Genomic DNA, 21,530 nt, shown 5'->3' with positions numbered 1-21,530 from the left:
CCGTCTTGGGCACCACTGTTTTAATTTCGGGGATATTCTGCGTCAGCTTGGCCGCCAGCCAATCCGCATTTTCCACCGATTCTTCGAGGGTTACCGACGGCATCCGTACCTGCTCCACCAGGATCGACCCCTCATCCAGTTCCGGCAGAAATTCGGTCCCCAGAAAAGGAATCAAAGCCACAGAGATTCCAAAAATGGTAACCGCTGTCGTTATGATTATCCCTTTTCTGTCAAGGCTGATTTCCAAAAAGCGCTCGTAACGGGGGCGCAGCCAGTTAATGACATAGTTCTTGCGAATCTTGACCCCTTTTCGAAATACAATAGCGGATATGGCCGGCACGTAGACCAGGGCCAGCAGCAGCGAGCCAAAGACGGCTGTGGCTACGGTAATGGCCATGGGGCGGTAGAGGATGCCTTCCATCCCGGAAAAAGTCATGACCGGCACGTAGACCATCAGGATAATAAGCACCCCGAAGAAGATGGGGCGAGCTACCTCGTGGGCGGCCTCGCGGATGATGAGCAGGCGGGATTTTTTAGAACGATCACCGTGTAATTTATCTACGATGTTTTCGACCATCACCACCGAACCATCCACGACCATTCCGAAATCGATCGCTCCCAAACTCATCAGGTTGGCTGCGAGTCCCACTTGGTCCATGCCGATAAAGGCAAAGAGCATGGAGAGAGGGATCACGGAAGCCACGATTAAGGCCCCGGAGATCTCTCCCAGCAAAAGAAGAAGCACGGCAATCACAAAAAAGCCACCCTCAACCAGGTTGGTGATTATGGTACTCGTAGTACGATCCACCAGATCCGACTGATCATAAAATTTTTCGATATAAACGCCTTCCGGGAGACTTTCATTGACCTCATTGATCTTGGCGTCGACGTCGCCGATGACTTCGCGTCCATTGCCGCCCCGAAGCATCATGGCAATGCCGGTCACGATCTCTCCCTTGCCGTCCTGGGTAACCGCCCCCTGCCGCAGCTGTCGTCCGACCGAAACCTCCGCAATATCTTTTACGTAGATCGGCCGGCCTTCCAGCTCCTCAACGATAATATCCTCGATATCCCTGATATTGTTGATCTGACCAAAGCCCCGCACAATATACTGCTCCCGGTTGTGCTCCAGGTAGTTTCCGCCCGACACGCTGTTATTATTTTCTATGGCATCGGTCAGGTCTTTCAGCCCGATCCCGTAATTTCTCAGCCTGTCCGGTTCAACCGCCACCTCGTACTGTTTGACAAAGCCGCCGAAGGAGTTGATTTCGGTAACCCCCTTGACGGTTTTGAGCTGAGGAGCGATCAGCCAGTCCTGGATCGTACGCAGTTCTGTGAGAGTGTAATTGTCACTGCCGCGAACCACATACTGCACAATTTCCCCCAGCGCCGTGGAAATAGGCCCCAATTGCGGGGAAGAAACCCCTTCGGGCAGCTCCCCGGCAATGCTTTGGACACGCTGGCTTACCAGCTGGCGGGCAAAATAGATGTCCGTCCCTTCTTCAAACTCCACGGTCACGGCCGAAAGCCCAAACTGCGAAATCGAGCGCACCTCCCTGACATCGGGCAGCCCGTTCATGGAGGTTTCAATGGGGTAGCTTACCAGTCGCTCTACATCATACGGGGAATACTGTCCGGCTTTCGTAATCACGAGAACCTGAACCGGGGTAACATCCGGCTGGGAGTTGATAGGGATATTCAACAGCGAAAATACGCCGGCTGCCGCCATCAGGAGCGTCAGCGAAAGTGCCACGAATTTCTGCTTTAAACTAAAATCAATTAATCGAGTCAGCATGATATATATCCTGAATGTTAGTCGGCAAACTGTTCAAAGCGCTCCAGTGCTTTAAGGCTGAATACCTGGCTTACCGCGATATTATCGCCGGCTTCCAGTCCGGATCCAATAATAGCGAAATCAGCGGTAGCACGATTGATCTCAACGGGTCGTTTTTCATATTCCCGGGGCGAGAGCTGTACAAAAACGGTAGCCCGGGCACCGTCAAACTGGATGGCCGACATCGGAATACTGATGGCGTTCTCCCCGGCCCGGGCGGTATACGTCATGCGGACATTTTGTCCGACAATAGGCCAGTTGTTTTTCGTCTCTACCAGGGAATTGAGTACGATGGACCTGTTTTCTTGATCCAGGGCTGGATTTACCGAGGTTATGGTCGTTTCAAGCCGGGGCCCGGAAGCGGGTTCCCCACCCGACCGCTCTGTAATGAGAACAGGGTCCCCGGTCTGTAGAAAAGGAGCATCGGAGGCGGAGACGAACCCTTTTACCAGTACCTCTTTATTGTCAATAATGTTAAGCATCTCCTCGTAGGCATTTACCGATTGCCCCAGATCAATAAAATGTTCATTCACCACGCCCGTTATCGGGGCATACAGGGTGAGGCGGGACTCGGGCTCTGACGTCTGGGGATCCCACTGTTCAATGGTTTCCTCGGATATACCGACGGCGTGCAGGCGGGCGTGCGAGGCATTTTGTCTGGCCTGGGCCCTGTTCAAATCGGCCTGGGCCCGTTGCAGCGTACGCTCGGGACTTATTTTTTCCTCTGTCAGCACTCTGAGGCGGTCTACCTGCTGCTGCTGGTATATAATTTCCGCTCTTGTTTCGAGATAGTCGGCCACGAGATTGGCAAACTCAAGGCTCTCCAGGTCCAGCAGCGGGTCGCCTTTGCGCACGTGCTCGCCTTCATGGGCATATATACGGGCCACCCTCCCGTTAATGGGAGCACTTACAAATGAAATCCGCTCCGGGGAGGCGAACACTTGTCCCGGCGCTTCAATGGTAAAAGAGATCTGCCGGGATTCAACGGTCTGGGTTTGGATGGACAGGTCCTCGGCCTGCTGCTCCGTAAGCTGTACGGTTGCCGTTGAAGGGGTTTCGGCAAGGGAGGGCGGCGTACCGGGATCCTGTGTCCCTTCATTTTCCGCCGGTTCTCCCCCGCAACCTATTATCATAAAGGGCATAAAAAAAAGCAGTATCCCCAGCTTTAGATTTTTTTTGGTGGTATTGGCTGAAAATAAAGTCATGATCACGTCCATTGATTACTTGTCATTGAAAAATGATATCGGCCTGCAGGTATTGCTCCAGGGCAATAACCTTCAAATAATAATCTCTGAGTGTTTGATAGTATGCTTCCTGGGTTCGCAGGTAGGTGCGCTGGGCCTCCAAAAGTCTCAACAGGTCCAGCTCGCCATACTGGTACCCTTTTTGGGTCATGCGCACCAGTTCCATGGATTTGGACTGTATGGATTCCCTGAAACGCTGGATATTGACCCGGGTCGCCCGGTAGCTGTGCCAGCTCTGTTCCGCCCGTTTTTTTAGCGAAAGCTCATATTCGATAAATTTCCAGTCTGTTTCGCGCTCTCGTGCATGGGCCTGTTTCACTTTGCGGCTCTGGCTGGCCCCAAACCAGAGGGGAATGCTCACGCCCACCTCGAAACCGTAAAAATCGTAGTCGCTGCCGAAATCCTGTTTGTAATAGTTTACGCTCAGGTCCGGCAGGTAACTGGTTTTGGCTACTTTGGTCTGTAACGAAGCCACACGCCGCTGCTGGCTGATCTGATTTAACTCCGGATGATGGTCCAGCCGGCGCAGAACCTCCTCCTGGTCGATATCCACCGCGATATAACGCAGGGTGTCGGGGAAGCTGATATCGTAGGTCTGACCTTCCGGTTCGAGTCCGATCGTTTCGAACAAATTGTACCGGGCATCCATAATTTGCTTGCGGGCCGTCTCGAGCTTGTTTTGGGCTTCGGACAGCTGTAGCTCTGCCTGCATGGCGTCAATTTCGGAGGACTCTCCCAGGTCCGACCTGGTTTGGGCGGCATTAGTCAATTGCCGGAAGAGATTCACCTGTTCCCGGGCAAGGTGACTTATTTCGATAGCATAGGCCAATTCGGTATATGCCGATTTTACATCCGCTTTGAGCTGCAGCTTCTGGGCCTGCAGCTGTCGCTCAAGCACACCGGTTTGTGCCTGCTCATTTTTATAGCGGTAATAGCTGGTGAGCGGAAAATCAAAGGTCTGTGACACCGACCAGCGCTGCTCGGAAAAACCGTTGTCTCCAATCCCCTCTTTGAAGTAGGTGAGTTCAGGGTCACGTAGTCCGATACTCAACACCTGCTGCTGCCGCTGCGCATCTATCTTATTTCGCAGCTGATTAATCCGCGGATTCTGTTCATAGGCAACCTGGAGGGCCTTTTGAACATTCAGGGCTGAAAGGTCCGTCGTATCGGGACTCCCAGCCTGAAAGGAAACAACCAGCGCAAATATTAAGAAATTCATCATTTCAATACCTTATAGCCGTTAACCGCATTGCTGCGTTATTGTTTTACTGGCTAAAAGCTATGAAAAGAATCTGTAGAGAATATGGATTTTATACCTGTTCCCCGGTAAGCAACCAGGGAAGCCTGGCCTCTGCCACGCCATAAAAACTAGAAATGAATGCTTATCTCAGCTCCTTTTCCCGGCCTGTTTTCAGCCCTGCAATCAAAGTTATGCAGGCGACAAATACTCTGAACGATGGAAAGCCCGAGACCGGGACTTCCGTTTTCCAGGCCGGCGGGATAATTGCTGTTCTTTTTAAATCGATCGAAAACGGAGCCGATAAATTCCGGCGGAATGCCCGGGCCCTGGTCCCGTACCGAAAAGCGGGAGCGTTCTTCCCCGCAGCTTGTTGCAAGCGTGATGGCGGATCCGCGGGGTGAAAATTTTACGGCGTTCTGTATAATATTGTAGATGGCCGCCTGAATAAGCTCGCTGTTTCCCTGAACGGTAATGGAACATTCAAAATCCTTTTGGAGTGCAATTTCCTTCATCTCAATAAAGTCCCGCAGCTCTCCTGTCACTTCATCGACCATCTCGTTGATCTCAATCTGTTCATTGAGCGAATACTGCCTGTTTTCCACCCGGCTGATTAACAGCAGGGCATCGCTTAACCGGCTCAGCCGTACGGCGGTCTGCTGTATATCGCTGACTGATTCTACGGTCTTCCGGTCCAGCGATTCCGGCTCCGACAGGATTTTTTCCGCCTTCTGTCGAATAATGGAAAGCGGAGTCAGAAGCTCATGAGAAACATTCTGGATAAAATGTTTCTGGTCTTCAAAGGAGGAGCGAATATGCTGCATCATAGAGTTCAGGGCCCGATTGAGCACATTCACTTCGTAAGTGGAAGTACCGGGAAGGGCTTCGTCAAAATCGGAGGGATCGGATATCTGCTCGAGGGTATCCACCGTACGGTAAAACGGGGTTAAAATTTTGTCCAGCACAAACTGGTTAAATACATACAGCAGAAGAATCCAAATGAGCAACCCGGCCAGTACACTCATGAGAATCGTGGTGCTGATATTAGCCCACGAGGCTACCTCCTCATATATTCGCAGGGTATAATAACGATCATTTACGCTGACGGTCGTCGTTAATTGCCGGTAGGACCTGGATTCCACCTCTTTCTCCGGGTTGCGAAGCGTATCAATGGTCGCAAACCGATTCTCATAGGGGGCTACGGAACCGTCATACTCCACAATTTCAATCCATTCATAGGAGCCGAACTTGCCCAGTTCTGTAATCCCATCAAGACTGGTTTCGTCCTGGCCGACCTGGCTGATGATATCAATCTTATGCTGCAGCAGGTGATTGTCGAGTTCATCAAACACCGTCTTATCGACCAGGTAATAGATGCCTGCGCTGGTAAATACAAACACGACCAGCGTCAGTATCGTATTGCTGAGCAGTATCTTGTTATTCAGCTTCATACGCTGTCAGCTTGTACCCGACGCCATAGATGGTTTCTATAATATTGTCCGCACCGGCATCAGAAAGTTTTTTTCGGATATTCTTCATGTGAGAATTGATAAAGTCGAGCGAAAACCGGTCGTCAATCCTGTTTCCCCAGATATGTTCGGCCAGCGATATCCGGGTAATGGTTTTGTTCTTGTTAAGGAGGAGGTAGCGCAGCATTTTATATTCTGTTTCGGTAATATCAAGGGATTGATCGTTGACACGGACCTCCATATGATCGAGATTGACTTCCAGGGGTCCTCCTGAAATATGATTGTCGCTTATTTTGAACTTGCGACGCAATACCGCGTGAATACGTGCTCGCAGCTCTGCCAACGGGAAAGGTTTAGCCAGATAATCATCGCTGCCCAGCTCCAGTCCTTTGACCTTGTCCTCGGTTTCTCCCCGCGCCGTAATGATGATCACGGCCGTCTCCCGGTAATATTTATTCACTGTTTTCAACAATTCAATACCGTCCCCGTCTGGGAGTCCCAAATCCAGCAGCACCAGATCATACGCTTCCCCGGCAATAAGATCGTTGGCCTGTTGTAAGCTTTCCGCAGTATCCACATAAAAGCGTTCCTCGAGCAAGCACTGCTCGAGATCCTCGATGAGCAGCGGCTCGTCTTCTACGATAAGAGCTCGCATGTATAATATATATGATCTTATATTTGTTATTGCAACGCCTTTAGCCCATCACAGGCTACCGGGGCTGCGGAAAAACCAATAAAGAAGGCGTTGTCCGGTTTGTAAAAGGAGGAACATCCGGATTCATTACAGTCCGGAACTACCCGTTCCCCTGCTCTTCTGCTTCCTTAAATGGAGTCTATCACTTTTGAAAGGAGTCCCTGTACCTTTTTGGCCACTTCGCCCAGCTCCTCGTTTTCGACCGCCTGCATGGAGGCGATGGGATCAACCGCAGAAACCTCTACTTCGCCGTTCTCATGCTCTTGTACAATGACGTTGCAGGGCAGCATCAGTCCGATGTGCTCTTCTGCCGTCAGGGCCTGGTGGGCAAGCGGCGGATTGCAGGCTCCTAAAATCTGGTACTTTCTGAAATCCACATCCAGTTTCTCTTTCAGGGTGGCTTTGATATCAATCTCCGTGAGAATGCCGAAGCCCTCCTCTTTCAAAGCGGCTGTCGTTTTTTCGATTGCTTCCTCAAAAGGAATATCCAGTTTTTTGCTAACATGATAAGACATAATAATGGGATTAGTAGTTTGTATTAATTTTAGTGTTCGACCCGCTCATATTTCCCGCAGTTTCTGATCGATAATTCGTTTAAGCTGAGGCATCTGCACCACACCCGATTGCTGCCAGAGAACTTGTCCTTTGTGGAAAAGGATCAGCGTCGGCACCCCCCTGACCTGGTATCGAATAGCGGCGGCAGCATTTTTTTCCGTATCAACTTTTATAATATTTAATTTGTCGCCCATCTCTTTTTTCAGATTCTTGAGGATCGGGGACATCATCTTGCAGGGACCGCACCAGTCGGCATAAAAATCCACCAGTACCGGGGTATCCCCGTTAATCACCTCGGAAAAGGTCATCGTTTTTTTTGCAGTGCTCATCGTTTTGGCTGTTTAGTTTTAGGAGTTTTAAGTAATAGTTTTTAGACCAACCGTCTTATTCACCGGTACATGTTTCATGCCGGCATCAATAATCCAGCGGAGCCCGGAAGGTCATAAATTCATTGATGTTGTTCATATCTATGGCACCTGCCAGGTTCTCTCCCTCCATAACGGGGAAGAAGGTTTTATTATTGGAGCGTACTTTTCGGTATATCTCGGTCAATTTATCATCGATTTGAACCAGGTTAAACTCCTTGTCCATAACGTCCTGTACTTTGGCCTCCGTATTCCTGTTTTTAAAGGCCTGCGTGAGATCAGCCTGATAGAGAATGCCGCTCACTTTTCCATTGTCCATGACCACGAAGTCCCGCTCCGTTCCGGTTAGAATAATATCCACCACTTCGTTGAGCGTATCGTCGGGCTGTACGGTCGTAATATCTGTCATCATTGCGTCTCTGACTTTATGATCCCTCAGCAGGGCAAGCTGTTGTACCATTATATTTTCTCCCTGGGCCCCGAAATAGACAAAAATTGCAATCAAAATGAGGATGGGGTTGTACAACAGTCCGACCAGGAAGAAAAAGAACGCCACCCCCTGCCCCAGCCGGGCCGCCATTTGAGTTGCCGTCACCCGGTCGTACTTCATCGAGAGCAGGGCCCGGAATACTCTTCCTCCGTCCATCGGAAATGCGGGAATGAGATTAAATAAGACCAGCATCACATTGGCCGAGAACAGGTAAAACAAGAAATTTTCCGAATTTATGGAACTCAACGTCTCTTCAAGCATCTCCGGATCCTGATTCAGAAAGTTGTCCATCGGTACGATAAGATAAAGCCCCAATGCTATAATCACATTTACGGCCGGGCCGGCTATGGCCACGAGAAACTCCTCCCGGGGGTCTTCGGGCATGGCCTCAAGACTTGCCACCCCGCCAATCGGAAGAAGCGTTATCTGGCGCGTACCGATGTTAAATTTGCCGGCCGTTAATGCATGGCCCAGTTCGTGCAGTACCACGCATCCGAACAGAACGCATATGAATAATACACTCCACAGGATAGCTCCCAGTTCATTCCCCCTGCTTATCTCCAGAAAAACAATCCAGAGTATCAACAGCATAAAGGTCCAGTGAACCCTGACCCTGATTCCGGCAAGCTTCCCCAGGTTTAATGATCCTTTCATAGTTTTGATATTGTTTGAAAATGTTCAACGATTGAAATAATATAATCACGCTCGATTAATACTGGGCTCACAATCAAAATCATTCGCTTCCCTCCCGTTTTCGGGCGGCCCAGACCTTTTGGAGCTGTCCAACCAACAGGGGAATTGAACTCATGATCCCCACGACCAGCCATCCCTGTCCGGTCGGTGGTGACAACTGCATCACTTCGGCAATCGGTCCGATAAAAAGGGCCCCGAATATCAGTATGAGGCATAAGACAATAGCTCTCCAAACCCATTTGTTTTGCACAATCGCATTGTCAATGATACCACTGTTCTTGTCCCGCATATTAAATACGTGCCAGAGCTGGGCCAGGGCGAGAGTCAGAAAGCTGAGGGTGACGGCTTCGCGCTCGGGAAGTTCCAGCCAATACAGTCCGGTGAACAGGGCTCCCAGAACTCCCGTTGTAATTACCATACCATAACCGCCTATGCCGATCCAGTGTTTGCGACTCAAAATCGGCTCATCAACTTTGCGGGGCGGCTGCTGCATGACTCCCTGCGTTCCTTCTCCGACGCCGAGCGCCAGGGCCGGGAAAACATCCGTTACCAGATTTAAAAAAAGGATTTGCAGCGGCAACACCGGCAGTGGCGCTCCCAGGAGGGAAGCCAGTCCCACCACAAGCACCTCGCTGACATTGCAGGACAGGAGATAATAAACGAACCGGCGTATATTCGTAAAGATAACTCGGCCCTGTTCAATAGCAGTGACAATCGTCGAAAAGGCATCATCCGTCAAAACCATATCCGACGCTTCTTTGGCTACCTGGGTGCCGCGCTTTCCCATCGCTATGCCTATATCCGCTTTTTTAAGAGCGGGTGCGTCATTCACCCCGTCTCCGGTCATACCTACGACGTGCCCCTTCTTCTGGTATAATTCGATAAGGTCGAGTTTCTGCCTGGGGCTGATCCGGGCAAAGATGCTGGCTGACATGATCTGATCGGTATCCCGCCGCGATGATTCGAGCTCCTCCGGGGAAGGTAGATCGCCCCCGTGAATCACTTCCACCTCCCCATCCTCCTCCGTAACCAGTCCCACTGATTTTGCAATATATTCGGCCGTGTGAGGCTGATCGCCCGTCACCATGACGACGCGGATCCCCGCTTCCCTGCAGGCTTTCATCGCCTTCCTGACATCACTCCGCGGCGGATCCAACAGCCCGACCATCCCGATAAACACCAGGTTTTCGTAGGGCTCACCATCGGCCGTATCCGTCTCCCGACAGGCCAGGGCAAGCACCCGCAAGCCGTCGGCGGCAAGTTCCTCATTTACCGCTTCCCATTTTTCCCGCTCCTCCCCGGATAACGAACGGTGTTCACCGTTTGTCACATAGGAGTCGCAATGCTCCAGCACCGTACCGGGAGCCCCTTTGACCGAGAGGCGGTATCGCCCCGGTTCCATCTCATTCCAGGTGGCCATCATTTTAACCTCGGGATCAAAGGCTTCTTCCCGAACTTCAGGATACTGCTCCAGGAGCTTTTCTCGCTCAATACCGGCATGGTGTGCAGCTTCCAGCAGCGCTATTTCCAGGGGATCGCCGCTGTTTCCCCCCTCTCCCTCAACATTTCCCTCTATACCGGTATCTCTATCCTCTTCCCCATCCACATCGTCATTTGTTTCAGCGTCTTTATCACTCCTAAACGTAGCGTTATTACAAAACACCCCCGTCTCCAGCGCCAGTCTGATATCCTCCCTGTCTCCCCTGCCGTTTTCTTCAGAAAAACCCGCCTCTACGTCTATCTTCTCCCTTTTCGAAAGAAATAACTGTGTAACGCTCATTTTATTTTCAGTGAGTGTCCCTGTTTTATCGGAAAAAATAACTTCTGTAGCCCCCAGCGTTTCGACGGACGAAAGCTGGTTGATGAGGGCATTTTTTCGGGCCATAATACGCATGCCCTTGGCCAACGCAATAGTAGCGACAATTGGCAACCCTTCGGGGATCGCGGCCACGGCCAGGGCAATCCCCGTCTGGATCATCAAAAACATATCCTTGCCTGACAGTATACCGCTTATCGATATGAAGACCGTTATCACAAGCGTTAGCAGGATCAGCCGGTAACCGAGACGGTCAAGCCGCTCCTCCAGCGGCGTCTGCTCCTCCTCGGCCTCCTCTACCAGCGATGAAATGTGTCCCAGTTCCGTTTCCTGTCCGGTGGACACAACGACGCCTTCTCCCGACCCCCGGGTTATCGATGTCCCCTTGTAGAGCATGCAGGTGCGTTCCCCCAATACTGTATCTTCCTCAACCGGTTCCGGACTTTTGCCCACCGGCATGCTCTCCCCGGTCAGGGCCGATTCATCCGACTGAAGCTTTGAGGAGGCGAGTATCCGAATGTCGGCCGTAATAATATCGCCCCCCTCCACCAGGATAATATCGCCGGGAACCAGTTCGCGGGCGTTTACTTTTACGACCTCTCCGTCTCTGCGCACCCGGGTCTCCACCTTGCCGAGCTTGAAAAGGGCCTCCATCGATCGGACGGCTCTCAGTTCGGTAAAAAAACCTATGCCCGTATTAATGACAATAACAATCGCAATCGCCCAGCCTTCCAGTATTTCATTATACAGAAAGGATACTAATGCAGCCACAGCCAGCAGCAGGATAATCAGGCTCTTGACTTGCTCGACAAGAATTTGCCACAGACTCTTTGTCTGGTGTTCCCGAAGTTGGTTCTGACCGTATTGTTCGAGGCGTTTTTGGACTTCCGCACTGGTGAGCCCGCTCTCCTGTTCACTTTTCAACGCCTTCAGGATATCTTCCGTCCCGACAGCCCACGTCTTTTCAGGAGTATTAAGTGGATGTCGGCTGCTCATAATAACTCTTGAGAGTGTGGATCCATCAGACAGTTCGGAAGCAGTCCTGATCTCTGTTAAAAAGATTAGCAGTAGGATATCCTTTTGTCGTCCGATTTCTAAAGGGCTGCATCACCTGTTTTAATAGCTGACGACTCATCTGTTCTGTGGAAGAATAATGATCGGCCAGACCTTCCCTTATCACAGTCAACGGAAGATCATCGACCATAGCACTCCCCGGATCCTGAACGATAACATGCCCTCCTTCCCGCCGGATCGCACGCGCGCCGGCCAGCCCGTCAACGCCATTCCCGCTTAAGATAATACCCAATACGCCCCTCCCATATAATCTCGCCGCAGATCGGAAAAGTACATCGATAGAGGGACGGTCCCCGTTTTCTCTGGGGCCACGATGGATTTTTAAGAAAGGCCGGTTGCCCTTCTGTGTAATTTCACAATGCTGTCCACCGGGGGCCAGCCAGGCCGTTCCCGGCATCAGAGCTGCCTCCTCGAGCGCTTCCCTTACTGCCAGAGGAGAAGCCTTTTTCAAAAGCTGTGCCAGCGCCCGGGTATAAAACTTAGGCAAATGTTGAGCGGCCACAACCGGAACGGGAAAATCGGCCGGGAGTTTGCTGAGAATGTCATGCAATGCCTTTGGTCCCCCCATACTGCCCCCTATGACAATCAGTCTGAACGGGCCTCTAATACTTTTGTCTCTTACTTTTTCCGGTTGCTCTTCTGTATTATCCGGGGACCGGCGGGACGCCTTATCAACCATCCACCCGTCGACGGTATCCCTGCTGATCACACGCTCTATCCCTTTTATTATCGGCGGCAGGCGCTTTGCAAAATGGCCGGTGGCGAATAATAGAGCATTCCTTTTTTCCGGCTTGGTAATAACATTGACTGCGCCGTTGCGAAGAGCATAGAGCGCAGCCCGGGCTCCACGTTCCGACCGTGAGCTGATAACCACTATCGGCAGCTTCGGGAATCGAACGCGAAGCGTATTAAAAATGGCATAGCCATCCGACGCCGAGTCTTCGATATCCAATAATACGACATCAGGATTTTCATCATTAACCCACTGTTCACTTCTTCTCATTTCACCGCTGACCCTGACCACTACGTCGGATTCCTGGTTCAGTATACCCGCAATGGCCTGTCGGACCAAAATATTCTTGTCCAGTACAAGCACTTTAATCTTATCCATGACAAACTCCTTTTTCTTTTATCTATATCTATACAGCTGCCTATTACACTATTCAACATTCCGGGGCAGCAACTCTTCCTATTTATTATATAATCCATATACAGCCAGCAGGGTTCCGCATCCATAGCATGTGAAACCTTTCCCGGCTGCTATCCAAAACCGTTTTACAAGACAGACACCGGATGATTGCCTGTCGGACTCAGATTATACAATCTCCTGCCGTCATCTCTTGTACGGTCTTCGGGGGATAAAATGTGAGGGAATGCATTACATTCTTTTTATCCCGAAAAACAGAAGGACAAGTTTTTTAAACTGGATTTATTTCTTTTTTTCTGTAGCTCTTTAGGGATGTCCGTACCTCTACCGGGCTTTATAGCAGTATAGGCTGCTGCGCATTTCTCCTTTCCAATGGAGTGAGATTACAGGCGGTAGAACATACATAATAAAAGCTGTAATGCATTACTCACTAAACGGTTCGAGGCATAACAAACTATATTTAACAAAGGAAGAACCGCCTGAAGTTAATCATTGTAAAGCACCGGCACTTTGTCTGAATCCAGGAAAGTCGGTCGGAATGAGCAATACGGGCCGGCTCAGCGCCTGGTGAGCCGCAGTGAGATGGAATGCTTCTGGTTATCGCTTTTCAACGGTATCCGGGCTTTTCCTTCGGGAAAGCGAACCGGCTCGCCGTCAACCGTTCCTTCAAGTCCACCGGTTTGCAATCTGTCGGGATTATTTATTTCCAGCTGATAAACAGTCTGTCCGTCTCGCAGTCTCCATTCCAGACGGTAGGAATCCCATTCCGACGAAATCGCCGGCTGGATCGTCATCACATGTTCCTTGACTTGGATACCCAGGATCGATTCCAGAGCCACCCGGTACATCCACCCCGCCGATCCGGTGTACCAGGTCCACCCGCCCCGGCCGGTAAGCGGTGGTTCGCCATAGACATCGGCCGCCACCACGTAAGGCTCAACCTTGTACTGTGACACCTGCTCCGGGGTCCCTGAGTGATTAACCGGATTGATCATGTGTAAATACTCGACGGCCTTATCCCCAAAGCCGCTCTCGGCAAACGCTTTAATCGCCCAGACCGCAGCATGGGTATATTGTCCCCCATTTTCCCGGACGCCCGGGATGTATCCTTTTATATATCCCGGGTTTTGATCCGTTTGGTCAAAGGGCGGCGTGAGCAGACGGATGATGCGATCCTCTTTTGAAACCAAATATGTATCCAGTGCGTCAAGAGCTTTTTGCTTTTTTTCTTTGGGCGCCACGTCTGATATAACCGACCAGGATTGTGCTATGGCATCTATGCGCCCCTCTTCATTCCGGGCGGATCCCAGGGGGCTACCGTCGTCATAGAAAGCCCGCAGGTACCACGCGCCGTCCCACCCTTCCTTGTTGAGGTGTTTCGCCAACTTGCGAGCCTCCGCGTGATAGTGCCTGGCCCGCTCCTTCTCTCCCCTCTTTTCACAGTACTGCGTGAACTCCTCCAATATGATATGCAGGAAGAACCCCAGCCATACGCTCTCGCCTTTTCCCTCATCCCCCACCCGGTTCATCCCGTCATTCCAGTCTCCGGTCCCCATGAGCGGCAGGCCGTGCTGCCCGGTTTTCATGGTTACCTCGATGGCCCTGGTACAATGTTCATAAAGGGAAGCCTTTTTATTCGACTGCTGGGGCTGCAGATAAATCTCGTGTTCATGATCCTCCAGTACCCGTGCTTCGAGGTATGGAATTTGCTCCTCCAAAATTTCCTCATCGCCGGTCGCCTCGATATAAAAGTTGACCACATAGGGAAGCCAGAGCCTGTCATCCGTTATCTTGGTCCGAACCCCCCGCCCCGTCGGAGGATGCCACCAGTGCTGCACGTCACCCTCCGGGAACTGCCGGGAGGCATGCAATAAAATTTGATCCCGCGTCAATTGGGGATCGACGTACAGGGCGGCCATGGCATCCTGCAGCTGATCCCGAAAGCCGTACGCCCCGCCGGCCTGATAGAATCCCGTGCGCGAGAGCATACGGCAGGCGATATTCTGATACATCAACCACCCGTTCATCATCTGGTTGAAAGAGGAATCGGGTGTCTCTACGTGGATGCGTCCCAGCCGTTCTTCCCAAAACGCTGTGACATCCCGAAATGCGCTGTCCACCTCCTCGCTGTGCTGGTATTTTCGTACAAGCCTTTTCACCTCTTCGCTGTTTTTGGCTTCTCCCATGACCACAATCCATTCTATTTCTTCGCCGGGGTCCACCTGCAGCCTGATCTGAAAAGCGGCGCAGGGATCCCCGCCCGAATTGACACTGTTATCGAGATCAGCTTTTCTGATAACAGCGGACGGTCTTTTCAGCGAAGCGTTCCGGCCGATAAATTGCTGCCGGTCGGTGGAAAAGGAAACATCAGTCCCCTCTTTTACAGCTGTTGAAGCGGAAGCAAAGGCCGGGCGGCCGGCAAATTCGTTGTTGTAATGGTTTCTTGCATAGATGGCATGCTCATCCCGGTCTGCTTCCTGAATAATAAAAGGAGCAGAATCTTCCCGGTTGATCCCCAGCACCCACGCCCGATAACTGAACAGGGAAAGCGTTCTTTGTTCATCGCTGTTATTGCGTATGGTCAACCTGGAAATCTTAACCGGATCAGTATCCGGGACAAATTGAAGCAGCTCGGATTCGATGTCATAGGAGGAGTGCTCATACCTCGTATATCCGAATCCGTGGGATACCACATAGCGATGTTGTCCGGCTACCGGCGCCGGTGTGGGGGACCAGTAGACTTGTTTTTCTTCATCACGGATATAAAATGCCTCTGCCAGTGGATCAAGCACCGGATCATTGGACCAGGAAGTCAACTTATTTTCCCGGCTATTTTCACTCCAGGTGTATCCGGCCCCGCTTTCGGTGGCCAGGAATCCGAAGTTCGAATTGGCAATAATGTTGATCCAGGGGGCCGGCGGGTACTGAACAGTCTCATGCTCGGAATCAGGCTCTGCGATGATGCGGTATTCACGGTACTCATTGGAAAATCCCCCGTAACCGTTAAAAAACTGCAGCTCACTTCCCACTTCGTCATCCTTCTCAGATTTTTTTTCAGCGATCGAAGCCGGCCGGTACGGCTGCGACCGGCGGTCTTCGCTGAATGAGTTTACCTCTCCAGTATGACCGGCGTTAAACATCTCGACCCTTGGAAGCGTCCCTTTGAAAACGACCGATGCAACGGTCAATATAAGAGTCAAGTCCTCGTGGGCAAGGCGGTCGGAACGCAACGTAAACACCTCTCCCTCTCCATGTCCCCGGTGGCTGCTGTGCGAAGCATCTATTGCCTGTTGAATGCCTTCCTGCAGTTCGTCGGCATAACTCGGCGGATGATCATTGATAACCACCAAATCAGTCCGCAGCCCGCGATGTTTCCAGAGAAGATGGCCCTTCAGCATCTTTTTCAGGGACTTTAGCTGATCGGTCTTGCCAACCCGGAAAACGATGATCGGGCGATCCCCTGAAATTCCATATGCCCATAACCCGGACTGTTGGCGGCGATTTTGAACAAGGATTTCAGGATCAGCCCTGAAACGGGCATCGCGGTACAGCATATATCCCGCCAGCTTCTGGAAATACTGAAACTCGTTGCTGCTTACTCCAATATGCTCCAGCTCAACGGTATTATAAACAGAGGAGAGCTCAAAAGAGCGCTCCACCGCATGTGGATTGTCAAACATATCGGCAAGCGATTCTGCTTCCTCCCGGCTCTCGGCCCAGCCAGTGCCAAAGGTAACCTGCATTTTTTCGCCCGGACCCAGCGTCACCGTCCGCCGCAGGCTGAGTATGGGATCCAGCACATTTCCGATGGAACCGCTGAGCCTGTTTCCGGAGTCCATGGCCTGAGGGTTCTCCAGCGACCGTCCCCGTCCTATAAAGTTTGCCCGCTCGGTCTCGAACTGCAGCGGTTCCGACAGATTCTCCAGATCGTGGCTTGCCACCATGTGAACCATCCACAGGGGATCTTCCTCGGCATTCCGGGGTCTGCGCCAGGCAAGAATCCCGTGATGCTCGGCCATGTAGTCGGTCTGCAGGAACAATTTTGAAAAGGCCGGGTGCGATTGATGGTCCCCCGCTCCGTTGAGCACGATTTCGGCATAGCTGGTAAGCTCAAGGGTTCTCTTGCGGTCGGAATAGTTGGTGAGCGTGACCTTTCTGAGTTCAATAGGGTTTTCCGGGGAAACACATACTTCTGTTGTTGTTTCTATCCATTCATCCACTCTTGAAGTTTGTACCTTGCCGTTGTGAAACCAGGTATCATAACGATCGGGTTTCCTTTTTACCGGCTGGTGAAAGTCAGACCAGTAACGGCCGGTTTCCAGATCTTTGACATAGATAAAGGAACCCAGTGAATCTTCCGTAGCATCAGGCTTCCATCCAGTGAGCCTGATATCACCATAGCGGGCACACCCGGTACCGGCATGACTTACGAACGAATGAAACCGGCCATTTGACAGCAGGTGCACCCGCGGGGGGGCGTCATCAAGATTATTGATTCCGGCGTGATCCACGGTATACGTTACACTGTGCTGCTCCCCGGGTTCCATCTCTACATCAATCGGATACGGTTCCTTGACCGGAATTCCGCGGGGGATACGCTCCTGCAGCAGGAGTTCGCAGGCTTTAATCTGGGGATCCGCATGAAAATAGCGATGAATCGACCAGTCATGCAGCACGTTTAAAAGAGCCATAAGGCTCATCCCGTGATGGTGCACCATATACGTTTTTACCACCTTGTAGGATTCCGTCTTCGACAGGTGATCCGGTGTAAAATCTACCGCATCATAGAATCCCTTGAGTCCCAGCGCCCCTATTTTTTCCAATTCCGCCAGGTTGTCCAGCGATTTTTTAGGGGCTACCATAAGTGATAACACAGAAGCATAGGGCGCTACAACAAAATCCTCGGCCAAACCTCTTTTCAGGCCGAGTCCGGGTACCCCGAAAGCACGGTACTGGTAGTTCAAATCCATGTTGAGGCTGTTATAGGCACTTTCGGAAAACCCCCAGGGGCGGTTGAACTTTTCAGCATACTCCTGCTGCAGATCGACGATATGTCCATAGGTATGGCTCAGCAAGGTGCCGGGATACGATTTTTGAAACAGATGGGGCATCAGATATTCAAAGGTGGTGCCCCCCCAGGAAAGCAGAAACTCATGCTGATTGCGGCTGGTCAGCCGCCGGCTCAGCCGGAACCAGTGTTCCGAATGTACATCTCCCTTGGCAATGGCAATCAGGGAAGCAATACGGGCTTCGCTGGCCAGCAGGTCGTAGGTCCCCTGATCAAGCTCTGCTTTCTCCACATTATAACCGATGCTGAACAGGCCGCGCTTCTTTTCGTACAGAAACCGGAAATTCATCTCAGAGACCAGCCGCTCGCAGATCTCGCTGATGGATTGAATCTGGGTTTCCCACCTTTTCAGCAGCTTGCGGGCGCTGCTGTCTTCTTTTCCCTTCTCTCTCTCCAGGTTCTTTAACCATTGTTCCGGGGAAGCCTGCAGGGAATCGTCCACAACGGAGTTTTCCAAATGCCGCAACTCATTTTTATAGCTTTCTATCTGTCGGAGGGGACTTTCGAGCCAGTAAAGCAGGTCGTCCGTCCGCCGATCTCCAAGCGATCCGCGAAGCTCCATAACATTTTGTCCGCATATCGTACAGGCCGACTCTTTCAAATCGTCCAATAACCGGAGGCTGCCTGAAATGGTGGTGGGTTCTTCCCGGTTCAAAAGATCCGACATCCTGTCCAGGCAGGCTTTTATCTCCGTGCAAACCTCCTCCCCATTGTCAACTTCCTCCTGCAGGTCCGTGACAATGGTTCTCAGGGTTTCAAGCGTATCCCTCAGCCCGTCCCGGAAAGCGCCGTTGGAATATTGCTTTTTCATAAGCCGACTAACCGCCTGCCTGATGACAACAAGTCCCGCCGCAAGATTACCCGAATCCACGGTGGATATGTATTTGGGACTCAAAGCCTCTCCCAAATTGATTTCATACCAGTTGTAAAAGTGTCCTTTGTAGCGCTCCAGCTGCAGCAGCGAATTCAGGGTATTCTCCAGCCGCGTCAGGAGCTCACTCATGGTAACATACCCCATTTCATAGGCTGCCTGTGTGGAAACCAGCGTCAGACCGATATTGGTCGGTGAAGTACGGGCAACCGGCGGCAGCTCCGGATCTTCCTGGTCGTTATCCGGCGGAAGCCAGGAATACTCCTCACTGACCAGTCGCTCGAAATAAAACCAGGTGTGCCGGGCATAGGTCCGCAGTGTTATTTTTTCCTCTTCCGAAAGCTCGCTTTTTTTCTTTCGGCCGGTGATGCTGAAATACCTGGCAAACCAGGGCGAGGTTATCCACAGCAGCGAAAACGGGATGACAATCCAGAGATCAGCGGGATCAGTGAGTATCCCCAGCACTAAAATACCTATACCTATGACGACCGATACCATCATCGAACGGAAATAAGAGCTGATATCATTGGAGCTCAGTTTTTCCGCCTGCGAAGCGGAGGTCCATTCCAGCAATCGTTTTTGGGTTATCCTCAGCCGCCACAGTGTTCGTGCAACAGCATCGAGCTGGATAGCAGCCTGGTGCGGCAGGATAGCCAGCGTTGAAACAGCCTGGACAGTATTAATTTTCAGGTTCGACCGGACCTTTTCAAAATACAACTTCCATTTAGTACGGGCCGGACGATTAAATATATCCGTCGAAAAGCTCACATAGATGGGAAAAGCAAGAATACCAAAAGCTGCCAGTGTCCATATCAGGGCCGACCCGGGAAGCCAAAACCACCCGGTAACAAAAAAGAGGGTCAGGAAGAACGGGTTGAGCGACCGGCGCAGGTTATCAAATATTTTCCAGCGCGACAACAGGTTAATCGGATTGTTGGTGGGCCCACCAGGTCCGGGCACCCGTCGAAAGAGCCAACGCGCAATCTGCCAGTCACCACGCGTCCACCTGTGATTTCTCTTGCAATAACTGGCGTAGTTCGTCGGATACTCATCAAAAAGTTCAATATCAGTGCTCAGTGCGGTCCGCACATAACTGCTTTCGATCAGATCATGCGAGAGTATCCTGTTCTCCGGGAACCGGCCGTCAAGCATGGTATGAAAAGCGCGAACGTCATAAATCCCTTTGCCCGTAAAAATCGCCTCCCCAAACATATCCTGGTAGATATCCGATACGGCAGTGGTATAGGGATCAATGCCTACATTACCGGAAAATATCCTTGCAAACATCGACTTGTTTGCAGCGTCCGGTGGAATGGATATCCGGGGCTGAATAATACCGTATCCTTTGGTGATGCGATCTTTTTCGCTGTCGGCAAAGGCCCTGTTCAACGGGTGGGAGGCTACCCGTACCAGGTCGATGATGCTGTCGGGGGGGGTACGGGTATCGGCATCCAGGGTTATAACGAACCGGACGGGTTTTTCCTGGATGGAATGGACAAAATCCCCCCTCATATATGAAAATGGAGACCCTTCCGATGGGTTACATAGCAGTTTATTCAGTTTTTCCAGTTTTCCTCGCTTTCGCTCCCTTCCCATCCATTTGTCCTCTGAGGGATTCCACTTTCGCGGGCGGTGCAGCACAAAAAACTTATCGCCGTAACGGGAGGAGTATTTCCTGTTCAGTCTGTTTATCTCACGTTCGGCTGTTTCAAGAATACGCTCATCTTCCGGCATATGCTCCCGGTCGGCGTCCGTGAAATCGGATAGCAAGACAAACTGCAGTCCCGGATCGGGATTGGCCAGCGAGGTAATTTCCAGTTTCTCCAGCTGGCGTTCCATCTCCCCGGGTGAATCCACAAGCGTAGGCACTACCACGAGGGTGCGGGCCTGATCCGGAATCCCCTCTTTAATTTTCATTTTGGGGAGTATACGGGGAGGCAGCGAAAATACAAATAAGCGGTTAATAGCTGAAATTGAGAGTTCAAGGGCGGGAAAGAATCCTACCAGCAGCACGCTCAAAGAGACCAACAGCGATGAGCTTATTGCATCGGTAGCCACCCAGAGAACCGCTAGTAAAAAGAGAGTAAAGGTAGCTATAAAGCTAATATAATATCCTGCCGTTTCCTCTAATTTTTTTCGGATACGTTCGCCCAGCGGCATATTATATTCGATACGCCGGGTCAGCTCGTCGTAGCCTTCCCCGAGCAGGAAATAGCCCACATGTTTTTTCAACACCGAGTAATTCTTAAAAATATCATTGGCATTGCGGCCGGAGTGATTGATATGGCTTTCTGTTAGCACAAGCACTTCTTCCGCCACCTGCTTCTCGGTATACTCTGAGTGGCGGGCCAATCGCTCGACGGTGCTCCTGTACTGATTCTTCGTCCCCGAATCCATATCTGTAAAGGTCTCCATCGGGTCCAGCCGCAGGATCTGATCAACAATGGAACACTCTTCTACAAAATCCTGCCACTCCGTTTCGGAGGCGTCCCTCATTGAAATGACGGCATTGCGGATACTGACCTGTAGTTTGGACTGCCGCTGGGCTTCGTCTCTGAGGGCTTCATCAAGTGTGGTATTATAGGAGCGCAACCGGTACTCGAACCACTTCTTCTCCTCTTCGGATATCAGTCCCGCCCCCTGGAGCTGGTGGACGAGTTCAACATAAAGCAGCCGCTCGTCATAAGAATCTCTTCGCTTGTCCAGCCATTCGATAACCTGGCGCAACCTCCTGCCCGGCTCATCGGTTTCCTGCTCCACCAACCGGGTAACGAGATCTTCTATATCCGTTCGGATCTCCCGCCTCTTGAGCACACGGTTCGCTTTTAATGCCAGGTGCCGGATGAGCACCAGGCGAACCATGGCAGGAATAGCCCAAAGCTCTCCGACCCTGAGCGGCAGTTCCTCCTGGTAACTCTGGACATACCGTGTCAGATCTTCGATGTCAATGACATTATCAGTATGATGGGCCAG

General features: G+C 51.4%; 11 protein-coding genes. All 11 read right to left on the bottom strand.

The annotated features are described in order from the left end of the window. A partial coding sequence (locus ACESLU_RS03470) for an efflux RND transporter permease subunit (protein WP_372635169.1) occupies positions 1-1,795 on the bottom strand: 1,795 nt, incomplete at its 3' end. A 17-nt stretch (positions 1,796-1,812) separates the two neighbouring features. Further along, positions 1,813-3,039 (bottom strand): efflux RND transporter periplasmic adaptor subunit, encoded by a 1,227-nt coding sequence (locus tag ACESLU_RS03465; protein WP_372635166.1) that lies wholly within the window; start codon positions 3,037-3,039, stop codon positions 1,813-1,815. Positions 3,040-3,061: 22 nt separating this feature from the next. Continuing rightward, a complete protein-coding gene (locus ACESLU_RS03460) occupies positions 3,062-4,300 on the bottom strand; it encodes a TolC family protein (protein WP_372635164.1) in 1,239 nt (412 codons plus the stop codon). 146 nt (positions 4,301-4,446) lie between these two features. Then, positions 4,447-5,766 carry a sensor histidine kinase gene (locus ACESLU_RS03455; protein WP_372635161.1) on the bottom strand — a complete coding sequence of 440 codons (1,320 nt, stop codon included), beginning with the start codon at positions 5,764-5,766 and terminating at the stop codon, positions 4,447-4,449. Beyond that, positions 5,753-6,439 carry a response regulator transcription factor gene (locus ACESLU_RS03450; RefSeq protein ID WP_372635159.1) on the bottom strand — a complete coding sequence of 229 codons (687 nt, stop codon included), beginning with the start codon at positions 6,437-6,439 and terminating at the stop codon, positions 5,753-5,755. Before ACESLU_RS03450 ends, ACESLU_RS03455 begins: the two co-directional genes overlap by 14 nt. Positions 6,440-6,606: 167 nt before the next feature. Beyond that, positions 6,607-6,993 carry a DUF302 domain-containing protein gene (locus ACESLU_RS03445; protein WP_372635156.1) on the bottom strand — a complete coding sequence of 129 codons (387 nt, stop codon included), beginning with the start codon at positions 6,991-6,993 and terminating at the stop codon, positions 6,607-6,609. Between the two features lie 45 nt (positions 6,994-7,038). Next, complete coding sequence (gene trxA, locus ACESLU_RS03440) at positions 7,039-7,362, bottom strand: thioredoxin (RefSeq protein ID WP_372635153.1); 324 nt, start codon at positions 7,360-7,362, stop codon at positions 7,039-7,041. 85 nt (positions 7,363-7,447) lie between these two features. After that, positions 7,448-8,542 (bottom strand): site-2 protease family protein, encoded by a 1,095-nt coding sequence (locus ACESLU_RS03435; protein WP_372635150.1) that lies wholly within the window; start codon positions 8,540-8,542, stop codon positions 7,448-7,450. A 79-nt stretch (positions 8,543-8,621) separates the two neighbouring features. Next, entirely contained in the window at positions 8,622-11,393 is a 2,772-nt protein-coding gene (locus ACESLU_RS03430; protein ID WP_372635147.1) for a cation-translocating P-type ATPase, read from the bottom strand. Positions 11,394-11,418: 25 nt separating this feature from the next. Further along, a complete protein-coding gene (locus ACESLU_RS03425; RefSeq protein ID WP_372635145.1) occupies positions 11,419-12,582 on the bottom strand; it encodes a chemotaxis protein CheB in 1,164 nt (387 codons plus the stop codon). Positions 12,583-13,175: 593 nt separating this feature from the next. Beyond that, positions 13,176-21,419 carry a GH36-type glycosyl hydrolase domain-containing protein gene (locus ACESLU_RS03420; RefSeq protein ID WP_372635142.1) on the bottom strand — a complete coding sequence of 2,748 codons (8,244 nt, stop codon included), beginning with the start codon at positions 21,417-21,419 and terminating at the stop codon, positions 13,176-13,178. Positions 21,420-21,530 lie beyond the last annotated feature (111 nt).

This window comes from Fodinibius sp., assembly GCF_041642155.1.
Lineage (GTDB): Bacteria > Bacteroidota > Rhodothermia > Balneolales > Balneolaceae > Fodinibius.
This window is presented reverse-complemented; position numbering and strand designations above follow the sequence as displayed.

What these genes read in the sequence shown, in the direction of transcription:
- ACESLU_RS03460 (WP_372635164.1), bottom strand. Translation starts at nt 4,300, where the DNA reads ATGATGAATTTCTTAATATTTGCGCTGGTTGTTTCCTTTCAGGCTGGG.
- ACESLU_RS03435 (WP_372635150.1), bottom strand. Translation starts at nt 8,542, where the DNA reads ATGAAAGGATCATTAAACCTGGGGAAGCTTGCCGGAATCAGGGTCAGG.
- ACESLU_RS03420 (WP_372635142.1), bottom strand. Translation starts at nt 21,419, where the DNA reads ATGGTTCGCCTGGTGCTCATCCGGCACCTGGCATTAAAAGCGAACCGT.
- ACESLU_RS03450 (WP_372635159.1), bottom strand. Translation starts at nt 6,439, where the DNA reads ATGCGAGCTCTTATCGTAGAAGACGAGCCGCTGCTCATCGAGGATCTC.
- ACESLU_RS03430 (WP_372635147.1), bottom strand. Translation starts at nt 11,393, where the DNA reads ATGAGCAGCCGACATCCACTTAATACTCCTGAAAAGACGTGGGCTGTC.
- trxA (WP_372635153.1), bottom strand. Translation starts at nt 7,362, where the DNA reads ATGAGCACTGCAAAAAAAACGATGACCTTTTCCGAGGTGATTAACGGG.
- ACESLU_RS03455 (WP_372635161.1), bottom strand. Translation starts at nt 5,766, where the DNA reads ATGAAGCTGAATAACAAGATACTGCTCAGCAATACGATACTGACGCTG.
- ACESLU_RS03465 (WP_372635166.1), bottom strand. Translation starts at nt 3,039, where the DNA reads ATGACTTTATTTTCAGCCAATACCACCAAAAAAAATCTAAAGCTGGGG.
- ACESLU_RS03445 (WP_372635156.1), bottom strand. Translation starts at nt 6,993, where the DNA reads ATGTCTTATCATGTTAGCAAAAAACTGGATATTCCTTTTGAGGAAGCA.
- ACESLU_RS03425 (WP_372635145.1), bottom strand. Translation starts at nt 12,582, where the DNA reads ATGGATAAGATTAAAGTGCTTGTACTGGACAAGAATATTTTGGTCCGA.